Genomic DNA, 22,309 nt, shown 5'->3' with positions numbered 1-22,309 from the left:
GCGCCGCGGTGCTCGTGGCCGCGAGCCCGGCCGTGCTGCCGCATGTGCCGCACCACGAACACGCGCACGGCGGCGGCAACCGCTGGCGCTCGCCCGCGCTGTGGATGCTCGGCGGCATCGCGCTCGTCGCGCTGATCGCAGAAGGCGCGATGTACGACTGGGCGACGGTCTACATGCGCGACGTCGTCGCGGCGAGCCCCGCTCTCGCAAGCGCCGCGTACGCGGCGTTCTCGGGCGGGATGGCCATCGCGCGCTTCGCGGGCGACGCCGTGCGCGCCCGCTTCGGCGCGCCGCAACTCGTGTTCGCGAGCGCGTCGCTCGCGTGCGCGGGGATGATCGGCGCGCTGCTGCTGCCCTATCCGGTCACCGTGCTGACCGGCTTCACGCTGATGGGCCTCGGCCTCGCGAACATGATGCCCGTGCTGTTCGCGGCCGCCGCGCGCGTGAAAGGCATCCACGCGGCCGAAGGGCTCGCGCATGTGGCCGGGCTTGCGTATTTCGGACTGCTGTTCGGTCCGGTCGTGATCGGCGCGGTCGCGCAGGCCGCGAACCTGACGATCGGCCTGTCGGTCGTCGCGCTGTGCGCGGCGCTCGTCGCGGCCGTCGCGCCGAAGGTGCTCGCGCACCTGAAGATCTGACGGCATCGCGCCCGTCGGCCAAAAAGAAAGCGCGCATGCGTTGCCGCATGCGCGCTTTCGCCCCTACTGTTGACCGCCTGTTGCGTTACATCTTCACTTCGTCGAGCAGCGACTTCTTGCCGCCCTTGTAGTTGTACAGCGAGATCACGCCGTGCTGCAGGTCGCCCTTCGAGTCGAAGGTCGTCGTGCCGATCACGCCCGTGTAGTTCGTCGCCGGCATCGCCGCGAGAATCTTCGCCGGGTCCGCCGAGTTCGCGCGCTTCATCGCGTCGGCGACGATGTACACGGCGTCATACGTGAACGGTGCGTAGATCTGGATCGGCTGGCCGAAGCGCTTCTCGTACTTCGCCTTGAACGCGCCGCCGCCCGGCATCTTCTCGAGCGAAGCACCGGCTTCCGAGCACACGACGTTGTCGGTCGCGTCGCCGGCCAGGTCGGCCAGCTTTTCCGTGCACACGCCGTCGCCCGCGAGAATCTTCGCGCGCAGGCCGAGCTGCTTCGCCTGTTTCGCGAACGGGCCGCCGGTGGCGTCCATGCCGCCGTACATGATCGCGTCCGGATTCTCACCCTTGATCTTGGTCAGAATCGCACGGAAGTCGACCGCCTTGTCGTTCGTCGCGTCGTGCGACATCACCTTCAGGCCGAGCGCCTTCGCCTTCTTCTCGAACTCGTTCGCGAGACCCTGGCCGTATGCGGTCGAATCGTCGACCACCGCCACGCTCTTGATGCCCTTCGAGTGCGCGTAGTTCGCGAGTGCCGGGCCCTGCTGCGCGTCCGTTGCCACCACGCGGTACGTGGTCTTGAAGCCTTGCTGCGTGTAGGCCGGGTTGGTCGCCGACGGCGAGATCTGCACGATGCCCGCATCGCTGTAGATCTTCGAGGCCGGGATCGACGTGCCCGAGTTCAGGTGGCCGATGACGGCGACGACCTTGTCGTCGACGAGCTTCTGCGCAACCTGCGTGGCCTGCCGCGGGTCGGCCGCGTCATCCTGCGGGTCGAGTTGCAGCGTGATTTTCTGGCCGCCGACCGTGAGACCCTTCGCGTTGATCTCCTCGACTGCGAGACGCGCACCGTTTTCGTTGTCCTTGCCCAGGTGTGCAATGCCGCCCGTCAAGGGCGCGACGTGGCCGATCTTGACGACTTGATCGGCGGCAGCGTTGCTTGCAGCTGCAACGCACAGCATCGCCGCTGCGGTGATCGGCAACAGCTTCTGCATTTTGATATTCATGTAAGTCTCCAGTTTCGGTCCCAATAAACGCCATCGCCCGGTGCCCCGCTGCCATCCCTGTGTTTGCAATCACTGGACGATTCGCCGGTTGCATCGTTTATGCACTTGGCCTCAAGCACGTGTAAACAGCCGCTTTTAGCAACCGCCCGTCCGTACTTGCGCGCAAGTGTAGGTGATCAAATTAATTTGTGGGACTTTTTTGGGGTAGTGGTAACACTACCGATATGCGCACTTTGGAACGATGACTCGAAAGTCGCCGCAAGCCCCGCCGGATAAGGGTTTCCGCTAATTTTCGGCAGCTCGCCGAAAGGTCGCTCCAAAGGATTCCCGAGGCATTTCGATTCGGTATTTTGTGCCCGTGATCATTGAATGAAACGCGCGTGACAACACGCGCGTTTCGTCGTTCGATATGAACGGTTCAGGCTGTCGATGAAACGCCCAGTTCAGGCTGCCGACGCGCGCCATTCGGCGTCGAGCGCAGCGACGAGCTGCGACGTCGTCGGCGCAGCGCCGCGCCGCCGTGCGAGCGGCGCGCCCTGCCCGGCCCACAGCGACAGGTAGTCGCCGTCGTTCGCGCGCGCGGCGGCCTGGCGCAGCGGCTGCGTCAGCGCGTTCTGCACCGGGTACGGCGCGGCGTCGGCCACGCGTTCGCCGAGCCGCGCCATCAGCGTGTTGCGCAACCCGCGCGCATGGCGGCCGGTGATCGCGCGCGTGACCTGCGTCGACGTATCCGCGCTCGCCAGCAAGCGTGCCTTCCAGTCCGCCGCGATCGCGCTTTCCGTGCAGGTGAGGAACGCGGTCCCGAGCTGCGCGCCCTGTGCGCCGAGCGCGAGCGCGGCCGCGATTCCGCGGCCGTCCATGATGCCGCCCGCGGCGAGTACGGGCAGGCCCGTCGCGTCGACGAGCTGCGGCACGAGCGCGAACGTGCCGATCAGCGCGTCTTCGGCGGCGCCGATGAACGTGCCGCGATGGCCGCCCGCCTCGGCGCCCTGCGCGGACAGCGCGTCGGCGCCGGCCGCCTGCCACGCGAGCCCTTCGGCCACGTGCGTCGCGGTGCCGATCACGTAGGTGCCGGCGGCCTTCAGCCGCGCGACGTCGGCCGCGCCGAGCACGCCGAACGTGAAGCTCGCGACCGGCACCCGCAGCGACACGAGCGCATCGAGCTGCGCGCGGAAGTCGGGCGCATAGCGCGCGGGCGCGGCGCCCGGCGGCAGCCCGAGCGTCGCGTTCAGCGGGTCGATCGCCGCGAGTGCGCGCGCGACGGTCGCCGCGTCGGGCGCGGCGTCCGGCAGCACGAACAGGTTGACCGCGAACGGGCGATCGGTCGCCGCGCGGATCGCCGCGACTTCGGTCGCGAGACGATCCGGCTCAAACGCGCCGGCGCCGAGGCTGCCGAGCGCGCCGGCGTTCGATGCGGCGACGACCATCGCGGCCGTGGTCGCACCGACCATCGGCGCCTGCACGAGCGGCAGGCGCAGGCCGAAGCGTTCGGAAAAGGGCGTGGAATACGGACAGGCAGGCATGACGAATCCTTCGATGACGATGCGCGAAAGCGCTTTGTAAAAGCCGGCACATCGACTCTATCGAAGCGGCTCGTCGCCGAAAAATGAATAATCGAGATTGAAACGATCGCTGCGCGAGAAGCGGGCGTGCGCGGCGGGCGCACGCGTTGCGCGTGCCCTGCAACACCAGACGATTGGTGGCACACTAGGCCGCCCTCTTCCACCCCGGGGCGCGCGCGGCGCTCCCCGTTCGCCAGGAGTTCAAAACGTGACTGCCCAATGGATCGACATCCCGACCGGTAACGACAGCTTCGGCGGCTATCTCGCGCTGCCCAAGCGCGGCAAGGGCCCTGCCGTCATCATCATCCAGGAGATCTTCGGCGTGAACTCGCACATCCGCGCGGTCGCCGACCAGTACGCATCCGACGGCTACGTCGCGCTCGCGCCGGACGTGTTCTGGCGCACGCAGCCGCGTGTCGAGCTGACCTACGAAGGCGCGGATCGCGACAAGGGCATCGAGCTGTTGAAAAAGACCGACGTGGGCCTCGCGGTCGCTGACATCGGCGCGGCGGCCGACGCGTTGCGCGCGCGCCCCGAAGTGGCCGGCAAGCTCGCCGCGATCGGCTACTGCTTCGGCGGCCAGCTCGCGTACCGTGCGGCCGCGGCCGGCAAGCTCGACGCGGCGGTCGCCTATTACGGCGGCGGCATCCAGAACGCGCTCGATCTGGCCGGCAAGGTCACGCGGCCGATCCTGTTCCACTACGCGGAAAACGACCACGCGATCCCGCTCGCGGCCGTCGATCAAGTCAAGGCCGCGTTCGCCGGCCGTGGCCACGCGTCGTTCCACGTGTATCCGGGCGCCGAGCACGGCTTCAATTGCACCGATCGCGCGTCGTACAACCAGCGCGCGGCGGCGCTCGCGCACGGCCGCACGCTGACGTTCCTCGCCGAGCACCTGTAAAAACGCCCCGCCGCGGGCCCATCGCGCCGGGCCCGCGTTATTCTCCCTTCATCGCCACGAGTCACAACGGGGGTGACAGCGATGCACTCGGACTACCTCGCGCATGACGCGATCGGCCTCGCCGCGCTCGTGCGCGACCGCAAGGCCAGCCCGCGCGAATTGCTCGATGCCGCGATCGGCCAGGCCGAAGCGGTCAATGGCGCGATCAACGCGATCGTGCTGCAGGACTACGAAGCCGCTCGCCAGCGTGCGGCCTCCGCGCCCGAACCCGGCGCCGACGCGCCGTTCGCGGGCGTTCCGTATCTCGTCAAGGATCTCGGCGCGGCGGTCGCCGGGCTGCCGCTGTCGATGGGCAGCCGGCACTACCGGTACTACGTGCCCGGCGACGATTCGCCGGTGATCGCGCGCAGCCGCGCGGCGGGCCTCAACGTGTTCGGCAAGACCAACACGTCGGAGATCGGCCAGATGCCGTACACGGAACCCGAACTGTTCGGCGCGTGCCGCAACCCGTGGAATCTCGACCACACGCCCGGCGGCTCGAGCGGCGGCGCGGCGGCGGCCGTCGCGGCCGGCATCGTGCCGCTCGCGCATGCGTCCGACGGCGGCGGCTCGATCCGCATTCCGGCATCGTGCTGCGGGCTGTTCGGCCTGAAGCCGAGCCGCAACCCGATGCTCGTCGACCAGCCGTCGAACGGCGAGCTCGTCGTCCAGCATGCGGTCTCGCGCAGCGTGCGCGACAGCGCGCTGCTGCTCGACGTGACGACCGGCCAGACGCTGCCGCACGGCGCGCCCGGCACGTTCCTCGGCGAACTCGATACGCCGCCCGGCCCGCTGCGGATCGGCCTCGTCGTCGATCCGATGCTCGCGCCGGCGCTCGCCGACGACACGCGCGCGGCGCTCGACGACGCAGCCGCACTGCTCGAATCGCTCGGCCACCATGTCGAGCCGGCGACGCTGCACGTCGACTACGCGCGCGCGGCCGAAACCTTTCTCACGCTGTGGGCGACGATCGCCGAGGAGATGGTGCTCGGTGCGCGCGCGCTGACCGGCCGCGCGCCGCGGCGCGGCGAATTCGAAGCGGCGACGTGGGCGATGGCCGTGGTCGGCCGGCGCCTCGCGCGCACGCGCCTGCCGGACGTGCTCGAATGGCAGCGCCAGCTGACCGTGCAGGTGGCCGGCCTCGTGTCGCGCTACGACGCGATCCTGTGCGCATCGCTCGCGGGGCCGCCGGTGAAGATCGGCGAACTGCAGCCGACGCCGTTCGAATCGGCGCAGATGAAGCTGCTCGCCGCGCTGCCGGTGAAGCCGCTGCTGAAGGAAATGCTCGCGAAGTCGTCGGAGAAGGCGTTCGCGTGGGCCGGCTGCACCGAGCTGTTCAACCTGACCGGTCAGCCGGCGATGTCGGTGCCGCTCTACTGGAACGCGCGCGGGCTGCCGATCGGCGTGCAGTTCGCCGCGCGCCACACCGACGACGCGCTGCTGCTCAGGCTCGCGCGGCAGCTCGAACAGGCACGGCCGTGGTTCGACCGCCGCCCGCCGCTGATGCAGGCACAGCGCTGACGCAAGCATCGAAAAAAAGCCCCGCCGGCAAGACCGGCGGGGCTTTTGCGCATGCAAAACGCGCGGCGGCGCTTACACGGCGAGCCGTTCGCAGATCGTCCGCGTCGCGGTCGCTGCGTTCAGCGTGTAGAAGTGCAGCCCCGGCACGCCCGCGTCGATCAGGCGCCGGCACAGATCGGTGACGACATCCGCGCCGAACGCGCGGATCGCGTCGCGATCGTCGCCGAAGCTCTCGAGCCGGCGCGCGATCCAGCGCGGCACTTCGGCGCCGCACATCTCGGAGAAGCGCATCAGCTGCGAGAAGTTCGTGATCGGCATGATGCCCGGCACGATCGGCACGTCCACGCCCAGCTTGCGCACATCGTCGACGAAGCGGAAATACGCGTCGGCGTTGAAGAAGTACTGCGTGATCGCGGAATTCGCGCCGGCTTTCACCTTGCGCGCGAAATTCTCGAGATCGGCCTTCGGCGAGCGCGATTGCGGGTGGTACTCGGGGTAGCCTGCGACCTCGATGTGGAACCAGTCGCCATGCTCGGCGCGGATGAAGCTGACGAGCTCGGACGCATAGCGCAGCTCGCCCACCGCGCCCATCCCCGACGGCAGGTCGCCGCGCAGCGCGACGATATGCCGGATGCCGTGCGAGCGGTACTGGTCGAGGATCGCGCGCAGGCTGTCGCGCGACGAGCCGATGCACGACAGGTGCGGCGCGGCCTCGAGGCCGTCCTTCTGCATATCGAGCACGGTATCGAGCGTGCCCTGCTGCGTCGAGCCGCCGGCGCCGAACGTCACGGAGACGAATTTCGGCTTCAGCGGCAGCAGCTGCGCACGGGTTGCGCGCAGCTTTTCGACGCCGTCCGCCGTCTTCGGCGGGAAGAATTCAAACGAGAGTTCGATCGGTTTCATGATTCGAAAGGGGTCAGCCGATGTCGCGCTGGCCGAAGATCAGCGCGGACAGCAGCCAGGACACGATGCTGTACAGGATCGAACCGAAGAACGCGGACCAGAATCCCGACACCTCGAAGCCCTTCAGCAGCGACGACGCGAACCAGAAGCACAGCGCGTTCACGACGAGGATGAACACCCCGAGCGTGACGATCGTGACGGGCAGCGTCAGCAGGATCAGCACCGGGCGGATCACCGTGTTGATCAGGCCGAGCACGACCGCGACGATCAGCGCGGTGCCGAAGCTCTTGATGTGGATCGACGGCACGAGGTACGTGATGATCAGTAGCGCGAGCGCGTTGATGACCCAGGTGAGGATGACGCTCATGGAGTGCTCCGGTTCGGTTGTCGATCTGTGCGATCCGCCGCCGTGCCGCCGCACCGCAGGCCCGGCAGCGGGGCGCGCACGGCACGGCGGCGGCGGCGCATCAGTAGCGGTAGTGGTTCGGCTTGAACGGGCCGTCCTTCTGCACGCCGATGTACGAAGCCTGCTCGTCCGACAGCACGGACAGGTTCGCGCCGATGCGCGCGAGGTGCAGGCGCGCGACCTTTTCGTCGAGATGCTTCGGCAGCACGTACACCTTGTTCTCGTACTCGCCGCCGCGCACGAACAGCTCGATCTGCGCGAGCGTCTGGTTCGCGAACGAGTTCGACATCACGAACGACGGGTGGCCGGTCGCGCAGCCGAGGTTCACGAGGCGGCCTTCCGCCAGCAGGATCACGCGCTTGCCGTCCGGGAAGATGATGTGGTCGACCTGCGGCTTGATGTTTTCCCACTGGTACTGGCGGGTCGACGCGACGTCGATTTCCGAGTCGAAGTGGCCGATGTTGCAGACGATCGCGTTGTGGCGCATCGCCTTCATGTGATCGTGGTTGATCACGTGGTAGTTGCCGGTGGCCGTCACGAAGATGTCGGCCTTGTCGGCCGCGTATTCCATCGTCACGACGCGGTAGCCTTCCATCGCCGCCTGCAGCGCGCAGATCGGATCGATTTCGGTGACCCACACGGTCGCACCGAGGCCGCGCAGCGACTGCGCGCAGCCCTTGCCCACGTCGCCGTAGCCGGCAACGACCGCGACCTTGCCCGCGATCATCACGTCGGTCGCGCGCTTGATGCCGTCGACGAGCGATTCACGGCAGCCGTACAGGTTGTCGAACTTCGACTTCGTGACCGAATCGTTCACGTTGAACGCCGGGAACGGCAGGCGGCCGTCCTTTTCCATCTGGTACAGGCGGTGCACGCCGGTCGTGGTTTCTTCGGTCACGCCCTTGATGTGCGCGAGGCGCTTCGAGTACCAGGTCGCGTCGATGTCGAGGTGCTTCGCGATCGACTTGTACAGCGCGACTTCTTCCTCGTTGGTCGGCTTCGCGATCACCGAACGGTCCTTCTCGGCCTTCGCGCCGAGGATCAGCAGCAGCGTTGCGTCGCCGCCGTCGTCCAGGATCATGTTCGCGAATTCGCCGTTCGGCCATTCGAAGATACGGTGCGAGAACTCCCAGTATTCGTCGAGCGATTCGCCCTTGAACGCGAACACCGGCGTGCCGGCTTCGACGATCGCGGCCGCTGCGTGGTCCTGCGTCGAGAAGATGTTGCACGAGGCCCAGCGAACGTCCGCGCCGAGCGCCTTCAGCGTCTCGATCAGCACGCCCGTCTGGATCGTCATGTGCAGCGAACCGGCAATGCGCGCGCCCTTCAGCGGCTGCTGCGCCTTGTATTCGTCGCGGATCTGCACGAGGCCCGGCATTTCGGTCTCGGCGATGTTCAGTTCCTTGCGGCCCCAGCCGGCCAGCGCCATGTCGGCGACGACGTAATCCTTGGAAGCTTGCGAATCGATAATGGCGTTCATCACGCCCTCCTTTCTAAAAAAGTTCTAGATTGGTGACGTGAGCGCCGTTCAGGAAGCGGAGCCGGCGCGACGGTCGCGAAACGCGCGCCGCACGGCTGCTTGGTGAAGCCTTCCGAGCCTGGCGGACGCAGAGTGGTCCGTCGCAACGCTCCTCGGAAAACGGGAGGGATTGTAGCAAATCGGCGCGCAAAATGCGCAAGCGCGCGGCGTCGGCGTGCGTTGCCGTCTGGAAAGGGTCAGGACTCCGCGCCGACCCACGCCTGTTCGCGCAGCCGCGCGCGCAGGCGCGCGACGGCCTGGCTGTGCAGCTGGCACACGCGCGATTCGCTCACTTCGAGCACCGCGCCGATCTCGCGCAGATTCAGACCCCGTTCGTAGTACAGCGACATCAGCAGCTTCTCGCGTTCCGGCAGCCGCTCGATCGCCTCGACGAGCGCCTCGCGCAAGTGCTCGTCGAGCAGCGACGACAGCGGATCGGCATGATCGACGCGATAGCGGTCGAGGAACGGCTCGTCGTCGGCCGCGCGGTCGAAATCCTCGTAGTAGATGAGCTGGCTGCCGTGCAGGTCCTGCAGCATCCCCTGGTATTCGTCGAGCGGCATGTTCAGGTGCTGCGCGATCTCGGTCTCGCTCGCCGAGCGGCCGAGATGCTGCTCGACCTGGTGCACCGCGTGCTCGACCTCGCGCGACGTCTTGCGCAGGCTGCGCGGCAGCCAGTCGTTGCTGCGCAGCTCGTCGAGCATCGCGCCGCGGATGCGCTGCGTCGCGTAGGTCTCGAACTGCGCGCCCTGGTCTTCCTTGTAGCGGCCGGCCGCGTCCATCAGGCCGATCATGCCGGCCTGGATCAGGTCGTCGAGGTCGACGCTCGCCGGCATCTTCGCGACGAGCTGCAGCCCGAGGCGACGCACGAGCGGCGCATATTGCGCGAGCACGTCGGCCTGGGACATCTTTCCTTGAGCGTTGTACATCATGGCTCTCTCCTTCCGGTAGCGCTCACGCGGCGTGTGCCGCGCCCGCCTGATACGACGGCTTGCCGCCCGCGTGGACGGCGCGGTCCGCACCCGAACGCGGGCGCATCGGCCAGTACAGCAGGTCGGCGGCAATCTGCCGGTAGTCGCGCGCGGCCGCCGCCGACGGGAACGCGTCGACCACCGCATGCGTCAGCTCGCGCGCGTGTTCGACGAGCGGATCGGCGCTCACGCAGCCCGCGTCGGAAATCGACACCGTCAGGTAGCGGCTTGCGACGCCCGCGAGGTTGTCGAAGGCCGTCTTCGCATCCGCATGGCTGCCGACGTGATTGGTCAGCACGCGGAACTGCGCGAACGCGTGCGCGAAATGCAGCCGCTTCATGCACGCGTACGCCTCGGTGATCGCCTGCGCGGCGACCCGCGTGACGACCAGCACATCGTGCGCTTCGCGTGCGAGCGCCGAGAACGAGCCGTCGGCGCCGAGCTGCGCGTCGACGAGGACGATGTCGGCCGGGCCGTCGATGAAGTCGCTCAGTTGCGTGTCGCTGTAGCCGGCGCGCGCGAGCCGCGCGGCCGCGCACAGGCCGAAGCCGGCGGCCACCCGCGTGCGCTCGCCGTCGCGCAGCCACGCGCCCGCGAGCGTCGCGCTGGCCGAATGCACGTCGGCGCGCTCGTCGACGACGAGCACATCCTTGCCGAGCGACGCGAGCGCCGCCGCCAGGTTCACGATGGTGGACGTGCAGCCGACGCCCGCCGGCCCGCCCGTCACCGCGACGATGCGCGACGCGCGCCCGGCCAGCAAGCGCCGCAGCCCTTCGGCCTGGTCGATGATTCGTTTATCCAAATCGCACCTCGTGCAGCTCGGCGGTGGAACGTGCGGTCAGTGCGGAGAGCAGCGTCGGCATGTCTTCGTCTTGCGGCACGAAGGGCGAGCCGTCGCGCGGCACACAGAACGCGCTCTTCAGCAGGAACTTGGTCGATGCGACATACAGGTTCTCCGGCACCTTCTGGCCGGTCGACACGTAATGGACCGGCAGCTTGTAGCGGATCACCGTGTCGAGCACGCCGCCGAGGTGGGTCGCCTCGTCGAGCTTCGTGAGGATGCAGCCGGCCAGGTCCGGATGCTCGCCCGCGCTGCGGTACGCCTGCACGACTTCGTTGAGCGTGTCGCCGTGGCTCGTCGCGTTGAGCAGCAGCAGGCGCTGCACCGGTGCGTTCGCGCCGTGCAGCATCGCGATCTGGTCGGACACCGCGCGGTCGCGCTGGCTCATGCCGATCGTGTCGATCAGCACGATGTGCTTGTTGCGCAGCTCGGACAGCGCGAGCGCGAGATCGCCCGCATCCTTCACCGCGTGCACCGGCACGCCGAGGATCTTGCCGAAGATGCGCAGTTGCTCGTGGCCGCCGATCCGGTAGCTGTCGGTGGTCAGCAGCGCGACCTTGCTCGCGCCGAAGCGCATCACGCAGCGCGCGGCCAGCTTCGCGGTGGTGGTGGTCTTGCCGACGCCCGTCGGCCCCATCAGCGCGAACACGCCGCCGCGCTCCATCAGCGCGTCCTCGCTGTCGAGCACCGGCAGGTTCGCCGCGAGCACCGACTGCGCCCATTCGACGGCCTGCTCGAAGGTCTGCGCGCCGTCGCCGGACGGCAGGTTGTCGACGAGCATCCGCACGAGCTGCGCGGACAGGCCGGCCGCGAACAGGTGCTTCGTCAGCGCGCCATGCACGGCGCTGCGACGCTGGCGGTCGTGCCACATCAGGCTGTCGAACTGCTCTTCCATCATCCCGCGCAGTTCGCCGAGTTCGTGCATCACCGTGTCGTTGACGATTCGTTCGACGCGCGATTTCACCGCATCGGCCACCGCGGCGGCGGTATCGGCGGCCACGCGCGTGCGCTCGGCCGCTTTCGCGGCGTTCGCGGCGTTCGTGTCGGGCTTGCGCGGGGCAGCAGCCGGCATCCGGCGTTCGGCATCGCGCACGATGTCGCGTGCCCAGTCGGGCGACGATGCGCTCGCGGCGCCCTGCGGCGCGAGTACGCTCGCTTGCGGCGCGGCGGGCGTCGCCTGCGCGCGCGCGATCAGCGCATCGCGCTGCTGCGTCAGGCGCTTCGCGTGCTCGACGAGCCACGGCGCGGGTTCGGAAGCGGGGGCCGGCCATCCGGCGGCCGGCGTACCGGCGGCCGGCGTACCGGGGGCCGGCCATCCGGGGGCCGGTGCGGAGGTCGACGGCGCAGCCGCCGCGTCCGCATCGATCGTCGAAGGTTGCGCCGCCGTCTCGTCCGCGTCGTCCGTTTCGTTCGCTTCGGCACTTGCGCCGAACACCGACGAAAACACGTCCGGCAGCCCGCCATCGCCCGCCGCATACGGATTGACGCTCGGGCGCGCGAACGCGGCGCCCGGGCGCGACACGATGCCCGGCACCGCGGCGGCCGGCACGGATTCCGGCACGCGCGGCGCGGCGATCCGCGGCCGTGCGGCGGCCGGCGGCGTCACCGCGGCCAGGTCCGAATCGGCCAGTGCGACGATTTCGACGCTGCCGTCATCGAGCGTGCGGTTCGACAGCACGACCGCGTCGGCGCCGAGCGCCTCGCGCACGAGACGAAGCGCGTCGCGGCTCGTTGCGCCGGTGAATTTGCGAATGTTCAAGCGGAACCCCCGATGACGTTAACGACTTTGATCGTGCGTGTGTCCGGCACTTCGGCATACGACAGCACTTTCAATTGCGGCAGGCTGCGGCGCAGGAAACGCGCGAGCATCGCGCGCAGCGCGTGCTGCACCAGCAGCACGGGCGGCAGCCCGAGATTCTGTTGACGCAGCATCGCTTGCTGCGTGCCGGTCAGAAGGTTGTGCGCGAGGCCGGGTTCGAGGCCCGGATTCGCGCCGGTGGCGAGCGCCTGCGACAGCACGCGCTCGAGATTCGAGTCGAGGCCCATCACCTGCATCTCGCCCGCGCCCGGATACCACTGCTGCGTGATCGCGCGGCCGAGCGCGAGCCGCACCGCGGCGGTGATCTCGAACGCGTCGCCGCGGCCCGCATGTTCGGACACGGCCTCGAGGATCGTGCGCATGTCGCGGATCGGCACGCCTTCCTCGAGCAGGTTCTGCAGCACTTTCTGCAGCGTCGTCAGCGAGATCGTCTTCGGCACGAGGTCCTCGACGAGCGACGGCGCGTCCTTGCCGGTGCGCTCGACGAGCGCCTGCACTTCCTGGCGGCCGAGCAGCTCCGCCGCGTGCTGGACGACGAGATGGTTCAGGTGCGTCGCGACGACCGTGCTCGCGTCGACCACCGTGTAGCCGTACACCTGCGCCTGTTCGCGCAGCGCGACGTCGATCCACACGGCCGGCAGCCCGAACGCGGGATCCTGCGTCAGGGCGCCCGGCAGCGCAGCCGTCACCTGGCCGGGGTTGATCGCGAGCCACTGGCCCGGGAACACTTCGCCGACGCCGATCTCGACGCCCTTCAGCGCGATCCGGTATGCGTTCGGCCGCAGTTCGAGGTTGTCGCGGATATGGATCACCGGCGGCAGGAAGCCGATTTCCTGCGCGAATTTCTTGCGGATGCTCTTGATGCGCTTGAGCAGCTCGCCGTCGCTGTTCTTGTCGACGAGCGGGATCAGCCGGTAGCCGACCTCGAGGCCGAGCGGGTCGATCAGCTGCACGTCGTCCCAGGTCGCCTCGTGGCTGTCGGACGGCAGCGCGGCGGGCGGCGCGATGTCGGTCACGTCGCCGGCCGCCTTGCGGGCCGCCGCGCGCTTCGTCTGCGTGCGGGCCAGCCAGATCGCGCCGCCGCCGAGCGCGAGGAACGCGAAGTGCGGCATCCCCGGGATCAGCCCCATGATCACGATGATCACGCCGGTGATCGTCAGCACGCGCGGGTTGGTGAACAGCTGCCCGGTGATCTGCGTGCCGATGTCCTCGTCGGTCGCGACGCGCGACACGATCACGCCGGCCGCGGTCGAGATCACGAGCGACGGGATCTGCGCGACGAGGCCGTCGCCGATCGTCAGCAGCGTGTAGTTCGTGCCGGCCGCCGCGAAGCTCATGTCGTGCTGGACCATCCCGACGATCAGCCCGCCGATCACGTTGATCGCCATGATGATCAGGCCCGCGATCGCGTCGCCGCGCACGAACTTCGACGCGCCGTCCATCGACCCGTAGAACTCGGCTTCCTGCGACACGGCCAGGCGGCGCTTGCGCGCCTGTTCCTCGTTGATGAGGCCGGCGTTCAGGTCGGCGTCGATCGCCATCTGCTTGCCGGGCATCGCGTCGAGCGTGAAGCGCGCGGACACTTCGGCGATCCGCCCCGCGCCTTTCGTGATCACCATGAAGTTGATGATCATCAGGATCACGAACACGACGATGCCGACCGCGAAGTTGCCGCCGACGAGGAAGTGGCCGAACGCCTCGATCACCTGCCCGGCCGCGTCGGGGCCCGTGTGGCCCTCGAGCAGCACGACGCGCGTCGACGCGACGTTCAGCGACAGGCGCAACAGCGTCGAGAACAGCAGCACGCTCGGGAACGCCGCGAAGTCGAGCGGCTTCATCGTGTACATGCTGACGAGCAGCACCATCACCGACAGCGCGATGTTGAACGTGAACAGCAGATCCAGCAGCATCGGCGGCAGCGGCAGGATCATCATCCCCAGGATCATGCAGATGAGGATCGGGCCCGCGAGCGCGCGCAGGTTGGTGCCCGCGAACGGGTTCGTGCGCTTCGCGAACAGGCCGGTCGGGGTGCTCATGCTGCCTCCCGCCGGGCCGCCCCAAGGGAGGCAGTCGCCCCCTTGGGGGGCAGCGAACGAATGTGAGCGTGGGGGCTAATCATCACGAGGCTCCTTGCGTGCCTTGCTTGCCGAGCGTGTCCTCGGCTTCCTCGCGCTCATCGTCGGCGGGCACCGACGTGCCCTTGTCGAGTTCGGCCGGCACGTCGAGATCGACCGGCACCGCGGGGAACGCGCCGCCTTCCGAACGGAAGCGCTTGAGCTGGTAGACCCACGCGAGCACTTCGGCGACGGCCGAGTACAGCGAGCCGGGAATCTCGCGTTCGATTTCGACGTTGTGATACAGCGCACGCGCGAGCGGCGGCGCCTCGAGCAGCGGCACGTTGTGCTCGGCCGCGAGTTCGCGGATGCGCGCGGCGACGAGGTTCACGCCCTTCGCGACGACCTTCGGCGCGCGCATCTCGCCGTCCGTGTATTGCAGCGCGACAGCGAAGTGCGTCGGGTTCGTGACGACCACGTCGGCCTTCGGCACGGCCGCCATCATCCGGCGGCGCGCGATCGCGCGCTGCTGCTGGCGGATCCGCCCCTTCACGTGCGGATCGCCTTCGTTCTCGCGATGCTCGCGCTTCACTTCTTCCTTCGTCATGCGCAACTTCTTGTTGTACTGCCAGATTTGGTAAGGCACATCGAGCGCGGCGACCACCAGCATCCCGGCGACCGTCGTGCCGCAGCACACGGCGACGAGATGCAGCGCGTCGGGCAGCGCCGCGCCGAGCGGCTGCGTCGCGAGGCCGAGCAGTTCGTCCTTGCTGCGCCAGATCGCGATGCCGCCGATCCCGCCGACGACCAGCGTCTTCGCGAGCGACATCCCGAGCTGGATCGGCCCCTGGATCGAGAAGATCCGGCCGAGGCCCGAGATCGGGTTCAGGCGGTCGAACTTCAGCTCGAAGGTTTTCTGCGAGATCAGCCAGCCGCCGAGCGCCATCGGCGCGAGCAGCGCCGCGAGGCCGGTGAGCGCGAGGATCGGCAGCAGCGCGGCGAAGCCTTCGAGGCTCGCGCTGCCGGCCGCCGACAGCATCCGGTTCGTGTCGAACGCGGTTGCGCGATCGAACGTGAACGCGCCGCGCAGCATCGCCTGCAGATGCGCGCCCGACGGGCCCGCGAGCAGCCACGCGCCGTAGAACCCGGCCGCGAGCAGCGCGAACGAAGCCAGTTCGCGCGAACGCGCGACCTGCCCCTCCTCGCGCGCCTTCTCGCGGCGTCTGGGAGTGGCGGCTTCGGTCTTGTCGAGATCGCTCTCGTCTGCCACGGGGCCTCCAGTCGGGTACGGCGGAATGCCGCTTTCCAGTGACACCGATTATTCATGGAGGCGTCAAACGCCGATCGGTCGAGCAAAGCCGGGAAAGGGGGGTATTTCGGGGAATCGGGCGAGCCGGTGCGAACGAGGCTGGATGGGGGACGGAGCGGCGCGCGACGCGGTGCGATGCGGAGGAAAAACACGGCGATCGGCGCAACGGTGGAGCGAGGTTTCCGGCAAGGTTCCCGGACGGGACGGTGGCGGAGTGAAGCGGGGAACGGTGAAGCGGAGAAAACGAGGAAGTCAGGCCCCGACGCGACGGCATCGCGCGTCGGGGCAGGCGGCGCTCAGGCCGCCGGGATCGGATCCGAGCCGAAGCGGTTCGGGCCTGCGGTGCCGCGCGAGCACATCCACACGAGCAGCAGGATGGGGCCAACGACCGGAATGAGCCCGAGCAGCAGGAACCAGCCCGAGCGGCCCGTATCGTGCAGGCGGCGCACGCTGACCGCGATGCCCGGAATGATCAGCGCCAGCGAAATCAGGAAGATCGCGCCCAGCAGCAGCAGCGCGATCAGGCCCGCGTCGCGGCCGATCGCGCCGAGCACCTGGGCGGCGACCGAAAGAATGCAGCTCAGCAGCGCGAAATACCAGTATTCGGCGCGACGCGCACGGCCTTCGAATTTCGCGTATTGATTGAGTACGGAACGAACAGCCTCGGAAAAATTCATTTTATTACCCTCCTGTTTTATATTGGCGACCCCGGAAACAACGCGGGAATTATATGTTCGAATTTCGACAGGCTCCATCTCTTTTCGCATACCGGCCAAGCGAAACCCCGTCGCACCGGCTCGGAACGGCTGTCACAGCGTAATGCGGCGCCACCGGCTTGCATGCCGCGTCATTTTAATAATCGTGAAAACCTGACAGAAACCACACCCTCAGATAATCCGGCGTTTGATTACAACCGAATGAATCCCGACGCGATCGATAATCGATTCGGTCGTGCGGCATTCGATTTACCGGCCAACCGGCATGACGCGAGCGCGCCAGTCGCGCTACCCTTCGCCATTCCCGATCCCGCTCGCATCGCACCGTGTTCCGTCATCCGCTCGCTCCGCTGCTGTCGCTCGCCTGCGCGCTCGCCGCCGGCTGCGCGGGCAAGCCGGGTACGCCCGACCTGCCGCCCGGTGCGCAGGCGCCGGACGCGCCGCATCCCGGCACGATCGTCGTGCGATATGCGTGGAACGGGGCGACGCAAACCTGGCGCGCACACACAGGATGTCGCCGCGAACTTCGCGTTCCGCTGTTTCGACGCGCATGGCCAACCCAGGGAACGCACTCGCGCGGCCTGGTGCGTGCCGGTCGTCGAGATCGAATCGGTGTCGGTCGATGCCGGCGGGCGCGCCGTCGCGCCGGCCGACTCGGCGCGCATCGAAAGCACCGCGTATGGGCCCGGCGGCCGCTTTCCCGACCATACGACGGCGGTAAGCGCCGGCCGGCCTCTGGCCTCAGCCCTAACCGGCCGCTGCCCGCTGCAGCGCGCCGAGATCGAGCTTCTTCATCGTCATCACCTGCGCCATCACGCGCTCGGCGCGCGCCGGATCGCCCGTCATCAGTTCGGACATCTGCACGGGCACGACCTGCCACGACACGCCGAAGCGGTCGCGCAGCCAGCCGCACTGCTGCGCGCGCTCGTCGCCGCCTTCGGACAGCCGCGCCCAGTAGCGGTCGATCTCGTCCTGGTCGCGGCAGTTGACGACGAACGACACGGCCGGCGTGATCTGGAACACGGGGCCACCGTTCAGCGCGACGAACGCCTGCCCGTCGAGCTCGAACGCGACCGTCATCACCGTGCCCTCGGCCTGTCCGGACGCATGCGCGCCGGCCTTGCCGTAGCGCGCGACGTGCACGATGCGCGCGTTGTCGAACACCGACACGTAGAAACCGGCGGCCGCCTCGGCGTCGCGGTCGAACCACAGGAACGGCGTGATGCGTTGTATGCGGGGGCTCATGGCGCTGTCTCCTCGATGTCGTGCCGGCACCGGTGCCGGTTTTACATCGTAGGCGCTGCGCGCGCACACGGCGGCGATCCGATCCGTAGTTCGCGCGCGGCCTCCCGACAAAAAAAAGGGGGCGATCGCTCGCCCCCCCTCTTTGCTGCCTGCGGCCGTGCCGCGTCAGAACGCGACGAAAGGCGCCGCGCCGCCGCTCGAGCGCTTGTCCATCCCGAAGTAGATCGTCTTGCCGTAGAAGTGCGGCATGCCGATGTCGAGCCATCCGGACGAACCGAACGGGCCCGCGATGTCGTTGAACGCGAACGTCGACGCGTTCGAGAACAGCGTATCCGCGTTCGCGACGGGCATCGACACGGTGCCGCTCGCGCTGTTCTGGCCGGTCAGCGTCGCCGTATAGGTGGTCGTCGAGGACGGGCAGTAGAACTGCGAGTTCCTCGAACAGACCGTCTGCGACGAATCGTTGAAGAAATACGCGTTCGAGCCGGTATCGAAGAAAGCCGTCACCGTGCTGCCGAGGAACGACGCGCTGACGTCGCCCGTCGTGGTCGACGTCATGACGGTCGACGCACCGAGCCCGTTGTTGCCCTGCGTGCCGATCCCGAAGATCAGCAGGCCCTTCGCGCTGGCCTGCCCGCTGCTCGAGATGTTCGGCATCTGCACGATCACGCCGTTGTTGTCGGTCGCGAAATGATGAACCGGGTTGGCCACCTGCTGCGCGACCGGCACGAGCGCGACCGCACAGCTCGCATTGCCGTTCGGGCACGCGTAGTAGTTGTTGTTCGACGACGTCGACGTCGCGCAGGTCGTACCGCAGTCGACCGGCGCCGGCCCGATGCCGAGGATCCCGTTCGCGCCGAGCGCGCTCGCCGAGTTGGCCGACGCGCCGCCGTTCGTGCACGAGCTCGGCACGCTCGTCGTGCCGAGGTCGCCGATGATCTGCACGGGCAGCGAGTTCGCCTGTTCGGTACCGATCGACAGGTCGACCGTGCGCACCGAGCCCCACGTGTAGCTCGACACGAACTTGCCGCACTCGGCGACCGGCGCGCCGCCGCTCGTCACCTGCGGCAGGTTGCCGAGCACGCCCGACACCGCGCTGCCGACGAGCCGCAGCCCGTAGGACGCGGTATCGACGAGCACGTTGCTGACCACCTGGCAGTTCGACGTGCCCGGCGCGCAGACCTTCACGTTGACGGTCGGGATGTTGATCACGTTCGCGACGCCGGTGCCGACGGTGATGACGGCCGTGTTCGCGGTATTGCCGTCCGACACGGTCGAACCGTTGCCGTTACTGCCGCCGTTGTTGCCGGAGCTGGCGCCGTCATCGCCGCCGCCGCATGCCGTCACGAGCACGGCCGTCGCGGCCGCGAGGCCCAGCACGCCGAGCCAGCGCTTGAATGTACGAGGAATTCTCAAGATCGCTCTCCCGCTGTCACTGGATGTCGTTGCCGGCGAGGCCGGCAGGCAGTGCCGCCGGCAGCCACGCCTGGCCCGAGAACGCGCCCATGTGGCCGCCCGTCCGGATCACGAGGCCGCTGGTGTCGACGGACACGGGCGCACGCCAGCCGCGCGCCGCATGCGCCGCCTGGACGCCGGCGGTGTACTGCGGGAAATAGCTGCCGAGCAGCGACGCGAGATCCGGCATCGTCGGCCCGCGCCATGCGAGGCCGAACACGCTGCCGGCGGCCGACGTGTATTCGTGGATGACGGTGCCCGATCCGAGCGTGATCTCGCGGACGGTATAGGCGGCCGTGCTCGTCTGCACGCCGTCGGCCGAACGCATCGCGCGCTGCATCGCGCGCACGGTTGCAGCCCGATCGTCCGCCGGCGGCGACATCGGCGCGCCGCCCAGTTCCGCGTGTGCGTGGACGGTCCACAGCACACCCATTGCAGCCGTCGCGTGTGCGACGGCCCAGCCCAAGCGTTTCAGCTTCACGTTCCCCCCCAAGGGACTGGCTTCGTTGCCGGCGGCGCGGCCATCGTGCCCGCGCCACCGGTCAACATATGAATTCGTACGAATGACGCTCCATTACTGCTGACGCGTAGTATGCCTGCTGAGTGTGTCTAAGTGTCAATTCGACGCAGCCCGAACAGCGTGCGCGCGTGCGCGGCGAGCGTGGGAAAACGTGGCGGGAACGGCGTGACGCGCATCGGGCGGCCCCGCGAAACGGAGCGCGCCGATGCACTGCAGCAAGCTCAGAAGCCCAGGCTCGCGAGCAGGTCGTCGACCTGCCCCTGGTCCTGGACCACGTCGGACTTGCCTTCCGGCGCGATCTGCGGGCCGTTCAGCAGCGACTCGGGGCTGCCGGTCGAGCTCATCTGCTCGGCCGCCAGCGCGGCCGCGGTGGCCGCGAACTGCTCGCGCCGCTCGGGTGCGATGTTCTCGACGAGCACGGTGAGGAGCTGCTGCTCGATCAGGTAGACCATGTCCATGATCTTCTTGATCACCTGCCCGGTCAGATCCTGGAAATCCTGCGCGAGCATGATCTCGAGCAGCTGCGCGCTGGTCGCCGACGCCGACTCGGGCAACGTGCGCAGGAACGTGCGCGTGTCGTCCATCAGCTCGCGCACTTCCGCGTGCTCGATCGGCGCCGCATACCACTGCGCCCAGCGCGTGTCGAGCGCCTCGGCCTCGTTCTGGATGCGCTCCTGCATGGGCTTCGCGATCTCGATCGCGTTCAGCACGCGCACGGCGGCCTGCTCGGTCATCGTCGCGACGTAGCGCAGCCGGTCGCGCGCATCGGGCACGGCTTCCGCCGCGCGCTCGACATGCTTGTCGAGCCCGAGCTCGCGCATCGAATCGCGCAGCGCGCGCGTGACCTGGCCGATGCGCGCCAGGATCCGGTCGCTCGCGAGATCGGCGCCTTCGGGGTGGCTGTCGGCGCTGAACCCCGCGCCGGCGAGCGCCGCATGGATCGGCTCGTTCACGTCAGCTCCCGGTCTTCGCCATCTTGTCGATGATCTTGTTCAGCTTCTCGTCGAGCGTCGCGGCCGTGAACGGTTTCACGACGTAGCCGCTCGCGCCCGCCTGCGCGGCCGCGATGATGTTCTCCTTCTTCGACTCGGCCGTGACCATCAGCACCGGCAGGTGCGTGAGCGTCGCGTCCGCGCGGATTTCCTTCAGCATCGCGAGGCCGTCGAGGTTCGGCATGTTCCAGTCCGAGATCACGAATTCGAAGCCGCCGCCGCGCAGCCGCGCGAGACCGGCCGCACCGTCCTCCGCTTCGTCGACGTTCGTGTAGCCCAGTTCCTTGAGCAGATTGCGGACGATCCGGCGCATCGTCGGGAAATCGTCCACCACCAGGATTTTCATGCTCTTGTCCATCGTCGTTCCTTTCCAGATTCGTTTCCGTCGGGACGCGTATCGTGGCACGCGCCCCGTGACATTCCATTCACACGCGCTGCACGCGATCGCCCATCGTCGCCAGTCGCGCCATCACGCGGCGGCTCATGTCGGCGAGCGACGCGATCTCGTCGGCACCGCCGAGCGCGATCGCCTCGCGCGGCATCCCGAACACGATACAACTCGCTTCATCCTGCGCGAACGTGTAAGCGCCCGCGCGTTTCATTTCCAGCAGGCCGGCCGCGCCGTCGCGGCCCATCCCGGTGAGGATCACGCCGATCGCGTTCTTGCCCGCGTGCGTCGCCGCCGAGCGGAACAGCACGTCGACCGACGGGCGGTGACGGTTCACCGGCGGCTCGTCCGACAGCTGCGCGATGTAGTTCGCGCCGCTTCTCGCGAGCAGCAGGTGCGCATGGCCAGGCGCGATGTACGCGTGGCCCGGCAGCACGCGCTCGCCGTGCTCGGCTTCCTTCACCGAGATCCGGCACAGGCCGTTCAGCCGCTGCGCGAACGATTTCGTGAAGCCGGGCGGCATGTGCTGCGCGATCAGCACGGCCGGCGCATCCGGCGGCAGCGGCGTCAGCACCTCGCGGATCGCCTCGGTGCCGCCCGTCGACGCGCCGATGATGATCAGCTTCTCGGTACTGACGAGCGGGTTGTTGATCATCGGCGCGGCCGGCTGGCTGTCCGCCGTGCGCGCGGCGGCCTGCGGCTGCGGCGCCTGGCGCACGCGTGCGCGCGACGCCGCGCGGATCTTGTCGGCGAGCTTTTCCGCGTAGTCGAGCATCCCGTCGCGAATCCCGACGCGCGGCTTCGTGACGAAATCCACCGCGCCGAGTTCGAGCGCGCGCAGCGTGATCTCCGAGCCGCGCTCGGTCAGCGACGACACCATCACGACCGGCATCGGCCGCAGGCGCATCAGCTTCTCGAGGAAGTCGAGCCCGTCCATGCGCGGCATTTCGACGTCGAGCGTGAGCACGTCGGGGTTGTGCTGCTTGATGAGCTCGCGCGCGACGAGCGGATCGGGCGCGGTCGCGCACACCGTCATGTCGGGCTGGCTGTTGATGATCTCCGTCATCAGGCTGCGGATCAGCGCCGAATCGTCGACGCACAATACTTTGATCTTCTGCACTGCGGTCATGCCTCCTGCTTTTTCGATAGGTTCCCCGCGTACGCGCTTCCGGCGCCCGGGCTCCCGGCATACGGGTTCGCCGCCCGCACGCCGGCGGCACTGCCCGCGCTGCCGGTGCCGCCCGGGCTCGCGCCGCGCGCGCCGAACAGCTCGATGCGCGGG

At 68.3% G+C, this 22,309-nt stretch carries 19 protein-coding genes, 1 pseudogene and 1 riboswitch; of the genes and pseudogenes, 3 read left to right on the top strand and 17 right to left on the bottom strand.

Translation table 11 applies throughout. From position 1 onward, the window contains the following. Positions 1–638, top strand: a pseudogene (locus ACPUER_RS32285) (MFS transporter); the annotation flags it as partial. 85 nt (positions 639–723) lie between these two features. On the opposite strand, the gene ACPUER_RS32280 reads toward ACPUER_RS32285, so the two are convergent. Together ACPUER_RS32280 and ACPUER_RS32275 are read right to left on the bottom strand one after the other, a co-directional pair. Then, positions 724–1,866 carry a branched-chain amino acid ABC transporter substrate-binding protein gene (locus ACPUER_RS32280; protein WP_034183922.1) on the bottom strand — a complete coding sequence of 381 codons (1,143 nt, stop codon included), beginning with the start codon at positions 1,864–1,866 and terminating at the stop codon, positions 724–726. A 443-nt stretch (positions 1,867–2,309) separates the two neighbouring features. After that, positions 2,310–3,389, bottom strand: a complete 1,080-nt coding sequence (locus ACPUER_RS32275; protein ID WP_425133072.1) for an NAD(P)H-dependent flavin oxidoreductase — start codon at positions 3,387–3,389, stop codon at positions 2,310–2,312. 247 nt (positions 3,390–3,636) lie between these two features. Between ACPUER_RS32275 and ACPUER_RS32270 the strand changes: the two genes are divergently transcribed. Continuing rightward, the gene (locus tag ACPUER_RS32270; RefSeq protein ID WP_425133071.1) at positions 3,637–4,329 is read left to right on the top strand and encodes a dienelactone hydrolase family protein; all 693 of its coding nucleotides are present in this window, start codon (positions 3,637–3,639) and stop codon (positions 4,327–4,329) included. An 81-nt stretch (positions 4,330–4,410) separates the two neighbouring features. Beyond that, entirely contained in the window at positions 4,411–5,889 is a 1,479-nt protein-coding gene (locus tag ACPUER_RS32265; protein ID WP_425133073.1) for an amidase, read from the top strand. A gap of 72 nt (positions 5,890–5,961) precedes the next feature. On the opposite strand, the gene metF is transcribed toward ACPUER_RS32265, so the two are convergent. The 15 genes from metF to ACPUER_RS32190 all read right to left on the bottom strand — a co-directional run bounded on the left by metF (position 5,962) and on the right by ACPUER_RS32190 (position 22,156). Further along, positions 5,962–6,792, bottom strand: a complete 831-nt coding sequence (gene metF, locus ACPUER_RS32260; protein WP_072443130.1) for a methylenetetrahydrofolate reductase [NAD(P)H] — start codon at positions 6,790–6,792, stop codon at positions 5,962–5,964. Between the two features lie 13 nt (positions 6,793–6,805). Continuing rightward, positions 6,806–7,159 (bottom strand): phage holin family protein, encoded by a 354-nt coding sequence (locus tag ACPUER_RS32255; RefSeq protein WP_011882923.1) that lies wholly within the window; start codon positions 7,157–7,159, stop codon positions 6,806–6,808. A 100-nt stretch (positions 7,160–7,259) separates the two neighbouring features. Further along, positions 7,260–8,678, bottom strand: coding sequence for an adenosylhomocysteinase (gene ahcY, locus ACPUER_RS32250; RefSeq protein WP_310139441.1), 1,419 nt, complete (start codon positions 8,676–8,678; stop codon positions 7,260–7,262). Positions 8,679–8,710: 32 nt separating this feature from the next. Further along, a riboswitch (S-adenosyl-L-homocysteine riboswitch) is annotated at positions 8,711–8,838 on the bottom strand. A gap of 76 nt (positions 8,839–8,914) precedes the next feature. Beyond that, positions 8,915–9,649 (bottom strand): RNA polymerase sigma factor FliA, encoded by a 735-nt coding sequence (locus ACPUER_RS32245; protein WP_085041358.1) that lies wholly within the window; start codon positions 9,647–9,649, stop codon positions 8,915–8,917. 22 nt (positions 9,650–9,671) lie between these two features. Next, positions 9,672–10,490, bottom strand: a complete 819-nt coding sequence (locus tag ACPUER_RS32240; protein ID WP_425133070.1) for a MinD/ParA family protein — start codon at positions 10,488–10,490, stop codon at positions 9,672–9,674. After that, positions 10,483–12,288 carry a flagellar biosynthesis protein FlhF gene (gene flhF, locus ACPUER_RS32235; protein ID WP_425133069.1) on the bottom strand — a complete coding sequence of 602 codons (1,806 nt, stop codon included), beginning with the start codon at positions 12,286–12,288 and terminating at the stop codon, positions 10,483–10,485. The genes ACPUER_RS32240 and flhF overlap by 8 nt, the downstream gene beginning before the upstream one ends. Next, on the bottom strand, positions 12,285–14,384 hold the full coding sequence (gene flhA / locus ACPUER_RS32230) for a flagellar biosynthesis protein FlhA (protein WP_175962775.1): 2,100 nt from the start codon (positions 14,382–14,384) through the stop codon (positions 12,285–12,287). Before flhA ends, flhF begins: the two co-directional genes overlap by 4 nt. Before the next feature lie 82 nt (positions 14,385–14,466). Then, entirely contained in the window at positions 14,467–15,672 is a 1,206-nt protein-coding gene (flhB, locus tag ACPUER_RS32225; RefSeq protein WP_175962774.1) for a flagellar biosynthesis protein FlhB, read from the bottom strand. Between the two features lie 335 nt (positions 15,673–16,007). Beyond that, on the bottom strand, positions 16,008–16,388 hold the full coding sequence (locus tag ACPUER_RS32220) for a DUF805 domain-containing protein (protein ID WP_175962788.1): 381 nt from the start codon (positions 16,386–16,388) through the stop codon (positions 16,008–16,010). Between the two features lie 786 nt (positions 16,389–17,174). Beyond that, entirely contained in the window at positions 17,175–17,672 is a 498-nt protein-coding gene (locus ACPUER_RS32215) for a VOC family protein (protein WP_034183909.1), read from the bottom strand. 165 nt (positions 17,673–17,837) lie between these two features. Further along, positions 17,838–19,088, bottom strand: a complete 1,251-nt coding sequence (locus ACPUER_RS32210) for a DUF3443 domain-containing protein (RefSeq protein WP_425133068.1) — start codon at positions 19,086–19,088, stop codon at positions 17,838–17,840. A gap of 16 nt (positions 19,089–19,104) precedes the next feature. Next, entirely contained in the window at positions 19,105–19,608 is a 504-nt protein-coding gene (locus ACPUER_RS32205; protein ID WP_105392373.1) for a DUF2844 domain-containing protein, read from the bottom strand. A 260-nt stretch (positions 19,609–19,868) separates the two neighbouring features. Next, positions 19,869–20,600 carry a protein phosphatase CheZ gene (gene cheZ / locus ACPUER_RS32200; protein WP_175962771.1) on the bottom strand — a complete coding sequence of 244 codons (732 nt, stop codon included), beginning with the start codon at positions 20,598–20,600 and terminating at the stop codon, positions 19,869–19,871. 1 nt (position 20,601) lies between these two features. Beyond that, positions 20,602–20,997, bottom strand: coding sequence for a chemotaxis response regulator CheY (gene cheY / locus ACPUER_RS32195; protein WP_034183905.1), 396 nt, complete (start codon positions 20,995–20,997; stop codon positions 20,602–20,604). A 67-nt stretch (positions 20,998–21,064) separates the two neighbouring features. Beyond that, positions 21,065–22,156, bottom strand: a complete 1,092-nt coding sequence (locus tag ACPUER_RS32190; protein ID WP_310139422.1) for a chemotaxis response regulator protein-glutamate methylesterase — start codon at positions 22,154–22,156, stop codon at positions 21,065–21,067. Positions 22,157–22,309 lie beyond the last annotated feature (153 nt).

The organism is Burkholderia sp. DN3021, assembly GCF_049805555.1.
GTDB classification, from domain to species: Bacteria; Pseudomonadota; Gammaproteobacteria; order Burkholderiales; family Burkholderiaceae; genus Burkholderia; species Burkholderia pyrrocinia_C.
Note: the sequence above shows the minus strand (reverse complement) of the source record. Positions and strands in the feature narration are given on the sequence as shown.